Below are 8917 nucleotides of genomic sequence, written 5' to 3' on the forward strand. Positions count from 1 at the left end.
CGCCCCACCCGGTCGCCCGGCCAAGCTGATCATGAAGTTCACCTGCCCCGCGTGGCGTGTCGCAGGCGCGAAATGATCAACCAGACGGCGGCAGGAGGGCGTCGGTGAGGGCGGGGAGGAGGAGGCTCAGCTGCCATTCCCGCGCGCCGAGGGTGCGCAGGGTCTCGGCCACCGTGTCCTGCGTGATGTCTGCCGGGGGTTGCCAGGCGAGACGACGGATCGAGTCGGGGGCGATCAGGTTCTCCGGGGGCAGCCGGTGCTCGCCGGCGACCCGGACCACCACCTCCCGGCTGCGCGACAGCCGTCCGGCCGCCACCGGGTCCCGCTCCGCCCAGCGGTGCGGCGGGGGTGGCCCCTCCACCACCGGACTCACCGGCAGCGCCTCCTCCGGCAACTGCCGGGCGTCGTCGAGGGCCGCCAGCCAGGTACGCGCCAGCCGGCGCACCGACCGGCCGCCGAAGCCGGGCAGGGTGAGCAGGGTTTTCTCGTCCTTCGGATCCAGTTCCGCGGCGGCGACGATCGCCGAGTCGGGCAGCACCCGCCCCGGTGCGGCATCCCGCCGGGCGGCGATCTGGTCCCGCGCATACCACAGGGAACGCACCCGGGCCTGGGCGCGCGCCCCGCGTACCCGATGGATGCCGGAGGTGCGCCGCCACGGCTCCGCCCGGACCCGGGGCGGGCGGGCACCGTTGCGGACCAGCGCCGCGAACTCCTCGGCCGCCCACTCCGACTTGCCCTGGCGGGCCAGCTCCTCGTCCAGCGCGTCGCGCAGGTCCACCAGCAGCTCCACGTCCAGCGCGGCGTAGGTCAACCAGGACTCCGGCAGCGGACGGGTCGACCAGTCCGCCGCCGAGTGGTGCTTCTCCAGGGTGTAGCCGAGCAGCTGCTCGGTGAGCGCGGCCAAGCCGACCCGCTCGAAGCCGGCCAGCCGGGCGGCCAGCTCGGTGTCGAAGAGCCGCCGGGGACGCAGCCCCACCTCGGCGAGACAGGCGAGATCCTGGCTGGCGGCGTGCAGTACCCACTCGGTCCCGGCGATCGCGGCGTCGAGCGCGGACAAATCGGGCAGCGGCAGCGGATCGATCAGCGCCGTGCCGGCACCTTCGCGGCGTAACTGCACCAGGTAGGCGCGCTGGCTGTAGCGGTAGCCCGAGGCGCGTTCGGCGTCCAGGGCCACCGGGCCGGTGCCCGCGGCGAAGCGGGCCACGACCTCGTCGAGATCGCCGGGGGCGGCCACCGGTTGGGGGGTGCCGTCGCGGGGCGCGGTCAACGGCACGGGGCCGCCGCTGGGCTGGTCGGTCCCCGCGTCCTGCGGACCCGGCGTGGCCGAGGGTGGAGCGTCTCCCGTACGGCTTTCGACGGCCCGACGGCGCAGGGGTGGTTCGTCGGTCACCTGACAACCCTAGTGCGCCGCGCGATCTCGTGTGCGTAGCCGGTCCGCCGTGTGTCGGCCGAGTGTCCGCCCCCCGAACTGACGGTGACAGCCGAGTCGGGCGCGATGATCGACCGGGGGACGGCTCAGGCCGTGGCGGGACGGCGCTCGGACAGCGCGGTCACCCCCGGCGGGGGCAGGCCCGCCGTCGAGGCCAGCAACGCGCACCAGGCCTCCAGGTGCGGGCCCAGGTCGGCGTCGAGCGGCGTCCACGAGGCCCGGATCTCGATGTCCCCCACCGCGGGCGGGCCGGCCAGCTGCCCGAACCTCGTCGACATGGTCTGGGTGATCGTTCCGCCGGCCGCCCGGTGCCGGGCGTCGTACGCCTCCAGCGCGTCGGTCAGCCAGGTCCAGCCCACCCCGGGCAGCAACGGGTCGGCGGCCAGGTCGACCTCCAACTCCGCCGTGACGTAGGTGACCAGCCGCAGGGTGCCCCGCCATGCCTCGTGCCCGGCCGGATCGTGCAGCAGCACCAGGCGGCCGGTGGCGACCTCGTCCTCGTCGCGCAGCACCGCCGCGGACAGGGCGAAGGCGTACGGGGCCAGCCGTTGGGGGGCGCCGACCTCCTCCAGTTCGATCTCGGCCCGGGGAGTCACCGACCGCAGCCCGGCGACCGCGCGGGCGAAGATCTCCGGGAGCGCGATCGGGGGGGCCATGACGGCAGCCTATGCCGCCGGCGACCCGCCCGCCGGCAGCGGCACGCCGAAGGCCGCCGCGCCAGGGCCGGACGGCCCGGCGGGCGAGAGTCACAAAAGGCGGCGCTGCCGGCTCCGGCTCCCGACCCCCGTGGCACGATGGCCACGATGACCACCGACACCACGGGCACTGCCGCCCGAGACGGAGACCTCCGCAGCGGCGGACCGGCCGACTCACCCTTCGTCCGGGCCTGCCGCCGCGAGCCCGGGCCGCACACCCCGGTCTGGTTCATGCGCCAGGCCGGCCGGTCACTGCCGGAGTACCGCAAGATCCGGGCCAACGTGGGGATGCTGGAGTCCTGCCGGCGGCCCGAACTGGTCGCCGAGATCACCCTCCAGCCGGTTCGCCGGCACAAGGTCGACGCCGCGATCCTGTTCAGCGACATCGTGGTCCCGGTCGCGGCGGCCGGCGTCGACCTGGACATCGTGGCCGGCACCGGGCCGGTGGTGGCCCAGCCGGTACGCACCGCCGCCGACGTCGAGCGGATCCGACCGATCGGCCGCGACGAGGTGTCCTACGTGGACGAGGCGGTCCGGCTGCTCGTCGCCGAGCTGGGCGACACCCCGCTGATCGGGTTCGCCGGTGCCCCGTTCACCCTGGCCAGCTACCTGGTCGAGGGTGGGCCGTCGCGTACCCACGCGAAGACCAAGGCGCTGATGCACGGCCAGCCGGAGCTGTGGCACGCCCTCTGCGCCCGGCTCGCCGAGGTGACGCTGGCGTTCCTGCGGGTGCAGGTCGACGCCGGGGTCTCCGCGGTACAGCTCTTCGACTCCTGGGCCGGGGCGCTCTCCGAGGCCGACTACCGCCGCTACGTGCTGCCGCACTCGGCCAGCGTCCTCGCCGGGCTGGCCGACGACTGCTCCGGATCGCGGCGCGGCGACAGACGCGCCGAGCCGGAGCGGTCGCAGACCGTACCCCGGATCCACTTCGGGGTGGGCACCGCCGAACTGCTCGGCGCGATGGGCGAGGCCGGCGCCGACGTCGTCGGCGTGGACTGGCGTACCCCGCTCGACGTCGCCACCCGACGGATCGGGTCGGACAAGGCGGTGCAGGGCAACCTCGACCCGACCCTGCTGCTCGCCGGATGGCCGGTGGTCGAGGCTGAGGTACGGCGGATCCTCGCGCAGGGCCGCGCCGCCCCCGGCCACGTGTTCAACCTCGGTCACGGCGTCCTGCCGGAGACCGACCCCGACGTGCTGACCCGGGTGGTCGCGCTGGTGCACGAGGTCTCCGCGCGACCGACCGAATAGGGTAGGACGACGATGCGGCGACCGTGGCGGATCGCGGTGGTCGGCGGCGGGATCAGCGGGCTGGCCGCCGCCGTCCGGCTGCGCGACCGGGCACCCGCCGGCACCGAGATCACCGTGTACGAGCAGTCCGGCGTGCTCGGCGGCAAGCTGCGCACCGGTGAGCTGGCCGGCGCGACGGTCGAGTTCGGCGCCGAATCGTTCCTCATGCGCGACCCCGCCACCGGCGGCGACTCCGCCGCGGTGACCCTGGTCCACCGGCTGGGCCTGGCCGATCGGATCGTCCACCCGAGCGTCGGGCAGGCCGCGCTCGTGATCGACGCCGGGCTGCGCCCCATCCCGGGCGGCACGCTGATGGGCGTACCCGGGGATCTCGCGGTGGTGGCCGAGGTCGCCGAGGTGGACGCGGCGGCCGACCGGGACGCCGGCCGTCCACTGCTCGGTCCGGACGAGGACGTGGCCGTCGGCGCGCTGGTCCGCCCCCGGCTCGGCGATCAGGTGGTGGACCGGTTGGTCGACCCGCTGCTGGGCGGGGTGTACGCCGGCCGCGCCGACGACCTGTCGCTGGCCACCACCATGCCCGCGCTGGCCCGCGCGGCGCGCGTCGCGCACACCCTGACCGGGGCGGTACGGTCGGCGCAGGCCGGCTTCGCGCGGACCGCGCCGACCGGCGGCCCCCGCCCGATCTTCGGCACCCTGGCCGGCGGGCTGGGCACCCTGGTCGAGGCGGCCACCCGGGCCAGCGGGGCGACGATCCGCCGCAACGCGGCGGTACGCGAACTGAAGCCGACGGCCGACGGCTGGCGGCTCACCGTCGGCCCGACCCGCGACCCGGAGTACGTCGAGGCGGACGCGGTCGTGCTCACCGCGCCGGCCCGGCCCACCGCCCGGCTGCTCGCCGACGTCGCCCCCGAGGCCGCCGCCACGGTCGGCCGGCTGGACTACGCCAGCGTCGCCCTGGTCACCCTCGCCCTGCCCGCACCACCACTGCCCCGGCTCTCCGGTTTCCTCGTGCCGGCCAGCGAGGGCCTGCTGGTCAAGGCCGCCACGTTCTTCACCACCAAGTGGGGGCACCTGGCCCGGCCGGACGGGCTCGCGCTGGTCCGCGCCTCCGTCGGCCGGTACGGCGACGAGACGCAGCTGCAGCTCGCCGACGCCGACCTGGTGGCCACCGTGCACCGGGAACTGTCCCGGGTGCTGGGGTCGGCGCTGCCCGCGCCGCTGGCCTCCCACGTGCAACGCTGGGGTGGGGCCCTGCCCCAGTACCTTCCGGGGCACCTGGACCGGCTCGCCGCCGCCCGGGCGGCGTTGCGCGCGCACCACCCGACGCTGGCGCTGGCCGGCGCCGGTCACGACGGGATCGGCATCCCGGTCTGCGTCCGCTCCGGCGAAACCGCTGCCGGGGAGATCATCGAAGCACTGGGAGGATCGGGTCAATGACCGAGCAGAGCAACGCGGCCCGGCTCAAGGAACTCAACGCCACCATCCGCTACACCATGTGGTCGGTCTTCCGGGCCACCAGCCCGCTGCCGTCCCTGCGGGAGAACGTCACCGGCGAGGTCGAGGCCCTCTTCGAGGAGTTGGCCGGCAAGGACGTCGTGGTCCGCGGCGTCTACGACGTGGCCGGCCTGCGCGCCGACGCGGACGTGATGATCTGGTGGCACTCGTCGTCCAGCGACGCGTTGCAGGACGCGTACCTGCGGCTGCGGCGGACCACGCTGGGGCGGGCGCTCACCCCGGTCTGGTCACAGCTGGCGCTGCACCGGCCAGCCGAGTTCAACAAGAGCCACGTCCCGGCGTTCCTGGCCGACGAGACGCCCCGCCCGTACCTCTGCGTCTACCCGTTCGTCCGCTCGTACGAGTGGTATCTGCTGCCGGAGGCCGAGCGGCGCGAGCTGCTCGCCGAACACGGGCGGATGGCCCGGGACTACCCGGACGTGCGGGCCAACACGGTCGCCTCGTTCGCCCTCGGCGACTACGAGTGGATGCTCGCCTTCGAAGCCGACGAGCTGCACCGCATCGTCGATCTGATGCGCGAGCTGCGCGGATCCCGGGCCCGCCGGCACGTCCGCGAGGAGGTGCCGTTCTACACCGGGCGGCGGCGCGCGGTGGCCGACATCGTCAACGGTCTGGTCTGACTTCGGACGGGCGCCCCTGTCGGAATGCGGACGGCGAGCGCCTCCCGGTGCGCTGGGGCCAGCCGGCGTTGAGCGCGGACGGTAACGTGGCAGATCCATCGTGGTAACTTTTCGCGTCATCGTCATCGTCGTTGTCGTCGCGCGGGTCGGGGAGGCCGGATGTCCCAGGTCGTCGAGTTTCCACTGACCGGTGGTGGCGCCGTCCGCGTCGAGGTGCCCGACGACGACGAGACGGTCGCCGTCGGCCGCCCGGGCGAGGTGGTCGCCCGGGCGCACGAGACCCTCGAATCCGTGCTGTCCGGGCTCCGCCCGCTGGCCGACGCGGTGCTGGCGGACCTGCGCGCCGCAGCGCAGCCGCCGGACCGGGTGAGCGTCGAGTTCGGCGTCAAGCTCTCGGCCAAGGCCGGCCTCGTGGTGGCCAGTGGCACCTCGGAGGCGAACCTCAAGGTGCAGGTCGAGTGGAACCGGGCCGGCAGCGCCGGCTGACCCGGCGGCATCGGGCGGCAGCGTGATCGGCGCGGCGTGGGGTGGCCCGCCGGGCCGGCCCGTGCCCGACGACGTGCGGCTCGCGGTGGCCGCCGTGCGGGGCGCCGACGGCCGCGTCTACGGGACCGCCTTCCTGATCGACGCGACGCGGCTGTTCACCTGCGCACATGTGGTGCGTGCCGCGCTGGGGGCCGGGTCGGGCGCCGACGAGCCGCCCGAGGGTGCCACGGTCTCGGTGGTCTTCCCCCTGGCGGAGCCGGGGCGACCGCTCACCGCGGTGGTACTGCCCCGGCACTGGCAGCCCGCCCGAGCGGACGGCTCCGGAGACCATGCCGTCCTGCAACTGCGCGCGCCGCCGCCCGCCGGGGTCCGTCCGGTCCGGCTGGCCCGCCCCGGGCAGGCCGGCACCCGCGACCGGTTCTGTCGGGTGTACGGATTTCCGCTGTTCTCCCTGGCCCAACAGCAGGGCCGGTGGTTCGAGGGGCGCCTGGTCGGGCCGGTCGGCGCCGGCCTCGTGCAGATCGTCAAGCTGACCGACTCCGGCTATCCGATCGAGCCGGGTTTCTCCGGCGCCCCGGTCTGGGACAGCCGGATCCGCTGCGTCATCGGAATGGTCGTTCGGGCGGATAAACGCGCCGAACCGCAGACGCACTACGCCGCGGGCTTCATGGTCCCGGTCCGCCGTCTGCCGCTGACCGACCGGTCCGGTCGACCCCGGGTGCTGCCCGGCTGGCGGCAGCCCTTTCCCCGCTGGCGGGAGCCGACCGGTCCGTCCGCGCCCCGCTGGCGGACCCGCCGACGGGTCGCGAATTTCCTCACGGCGCTGCTCGCCGCCGGTGCGGTCGCCGTGCCGCAGCCGCCGCCCCGGTGCGCCCCACCGGTCGAACTGCGCGTCGCCGCCGCCCCCGACGACCTGGACACCTACCAGGCGGTGGCCGCGGCGTACGAGCGGTGGCGCGCGGCGGAGACCGGGGGCTGCCGTACCACCAACGTCTTCGTCTATCCGGCCGCCGCCCGGGACGTCGCCCACGGCCTCACGCTGGGCTGGTCGGCGACGGCCGGCGCCTCCGCCACCGGCTCGGGCGGCGGACGGCCGGGCTGGTACCCGGCCGACGTCGGACCCCGACCGGACGCGTGGTTCCCCGGGGCAGACGCGCCCACCGAGGAGGTGCTGCGCCTGGGCGTGGTCCGGGCGTACGCGACGGTCGCCCGGTCGCCGCTGGTCCTCGCGGTGCCCCGGGGCCGGGTCGTGGCACGGCGGGACGACCCGGACCGGCAGCGTGCCCTCACCTGGCCGGAACTGTTCGCCAAAGCCAGCCGCGCGCCGGGGGAGCAGCCGCTGCTGACCGGCTCCGGGCGGCGGCTGGCAGGCACCGGCTGGCAGGTGGTCCGCCCGGATCCGGGGGTGTCCCCGGAGGCCCGGATGGTCAACGTGGCGCTCTACGACGGCGCGCCCGGCGTGGCGTGGATCCGGCGGGAGGTGGAGCGGCGCTTGGAGGCCGCCCAGGATGTTCACGGGCACCCGCTGGACGGTCTCGCCGCCGTGCTGTGCCGGCAGCGGCACCTCGCGCTCGACCCGGCGGCCTCCGTGCCACCCGCGGTGATCTCCACCGAGCAGGCCCTCGTCCAGTTCAACCTCGGCGGGCGGCTCGGGCACGGCTGCACGGAGCGGGGGCGGCCACCGTGGGACCGCTCGCTGGTCGCCTTCTACCCGGAGCAGACCCCGGGAGTGGACCACCGGATCGTCCTGCTCGACTGGCCCGGTCCGGTGCAGTCCGCCGCGGCACGGGCCGCGACCGACGATTTCCTGCGCTGGCTGACCGGAAGCGGGCGCGACGTGCTGCTGGCGCGGGGTTTCCGGGTGCCCGGTCTGGACCGGGCCGGTCCGGCGCTCAGCGAGATCAACGGGGTGCTTCCCGGGTGGCTGCTGGAGAACCCGCAGTGGGAGTACGCCAGCGGCCCGGCGGCGCTGTACGCCGCCGACCGCCGCCACCGGCAGGCCCGCCGGCCGGCCCGGGTGCTGCTGGCGCTGGACACCTCCGGCTCGATGCTGGCCGACGCGGGCCGGGGCACCCGCTTCGATGTCGCGGTGGACGGCGTGGCGGCGTCCCTGGGGCAGCTCGGCGGCCGGGACGAGGTGGGCGTCTGGGCGTTCTCCACCGCGTACCGCGGGTCGGTGGCCCGGTTGCGGGGGGTGAGCCGTGCCGCCCCCGGCGGTGACCCGGCCCTGCTCGAGAGGCTGCGCGGCACCGTGCCGGCGGGTGACACCCCGCTGTACCGGACGATCGACGCGGCGGCCCGGGAGGTGCGCCGGCTCGGCGGTGCCCGGGAGGAGTACCTGCGGGCGGTCGTGGTGCTCACCGACGGGCGGGACACCGCCAGTGGTGGCCTCGTGCCCCGCCTCGACGGTGACCTGCCGGTACGCCTCTACGTGATCGCCGTGGGGGAGGCCAGCTGCGACGACCGGGGGCGGGCCGGCACCCTGCGGCAGACCGCCGGGGGCACCGGCGGGCAGTGCGTCGAGGCGGCGGCCGGCACCGTGGACCGGGCCCTCACCGGGCTGTTCCGGCAACTCTGGGAGAACGGAGCCGAGCAGTGACCGACCTGAGGCGGAGCGGTCCGTCCGCCGTGCAGACCCGCCGCTGGCGGGTGCCGTCGGGCTTCCTGTCCGGGGTGGCGGTCGGCGTGGTGTTGGGCGTGGTCGCCACCGTCGGGTGGTACGCGGCCACCCGGGAGGAGCCGCTGGAACCCGGCGAACTCGTGATCCTCAGCGGCAAGGACACCAGCCCCGGTGGGCAGCGGGAGGAACTGGTCAAGCTCTGGAACGAGCTGCACCCGCAGAGCCCGGCCCGGATCCAGCCGGCTCCGGTCACCACCGATCAGCAGCACAGCGAGATGGCGGCCGTGGCGCGGGCCCAGGC

The 8917-nt window shown here is 75.5% G+C and carries 8 protein-coding genes; 6 read left to right on the plus strand and 2 right to left on the minus strand.

Going from position 1 to position 8917, the window contains the following annotated elements; translation table 11 throughout:
• Positions 1–76: 76 nt before the first annotated feature.
• Entirely contained in the window at positions 77–1390 is a 1314-nt protein-coding gene (locus E1166_RS26965) for a ribonuclease D (protein ID WP_132342731.1), read from the minus strand.
• Positions 1391–1515: 125 nt separating this feature from the next.
• Positions 1516–2085, minus strand: coding sequence for a DUF3000 domain-containing protein (locus E1166_RS26970; protein WP_132269990.1), 570 nt, complete (start codon positions 2083–2085; stop codon positions 1516–1518).
• Between the two features lie 147 nt (positions 2086–2232).
• Here E1166_RS26970 and hemE point away from each other — a divergent pair, with 147 nt between their 5' ends.
• The 6 genes from hemE to E1166_RS27000 all read left to right on the plus strand — a co-directional run.
• Positions 2233–3375, plus strand: a complete 1143-nt coding sequence (gene hemE, locus E1166_RS26975) for a uroporphyrinogen decarboxylase (RefSeq protein ID WP_207914558.1) — start codon at positions 2233–2235, stop codon at positions 3373–3375.
• 12 nt (positions 3376–3387) lie between these two features.
• Complete coding sequence (gene hemG / locus E1166_RS26980) at positions 3388–4812, plus strand: protoporphyrinogen oxidase (protein WP_132342733.1); 1425 nt, start codon at positions 3388–3390, stop codon at positions 4810–4812.
• On the plus strand, positions 4809–5510 hold the full coding sequence (gene hemQ / locus E1166_RS26985; RefSeq protein ID WP_132269983.1) for a hydrogen peroxide-dependent heme synthase: 702 nt from the start codon (positions 4809–4811) through the stop codon (positions 5508–5510). The genes hemG and hemQ overlap by 4 nt, the downstream gene beginning before the upstream one ends.
• Before the next feature lie 159 nt (positions 5511–5669).
• Positions 5670–5996 carry a CU044_2847 family protein gene (locus E1166_RS26990; protein ID WP_132269980.1) on the plus strand — a complete coding sequence of 109 codons (327 nt, stop codon included), beginning with the start codon at positions 5670–5672 and terminating at the stop codon, positions 5994–5996.
• Positions 5997–6018: 22 nt separating this feature from the next.
• Entirely contained in the window at positions 6019–8595 is a 2577-nt protein-coding gene (locus E1166_RS26995; protein WP_165944440.1) for a trypsin-like peptidase domain-containing protein, read from the plus strand.
• Positions 8592–8917: hypothetical protein (locus E1166_RS27000; protein WP_207914560.1), on the plus strand; the 326-nt coding region annotated here is incomplete at its 3' end. The genes E1166_RS26995 and E1166_RS27000, both read left to right, overlap by 4 nt.

Source organism: Micromonospora sp. KC213 (assembly GCF_004348325.1).
Classification (GTDB): domain Bacteria; phylum Actinomycetota; class Actinomycetes; order Mycobacteriales; family Micromonosporaceae; genus Micromonospora.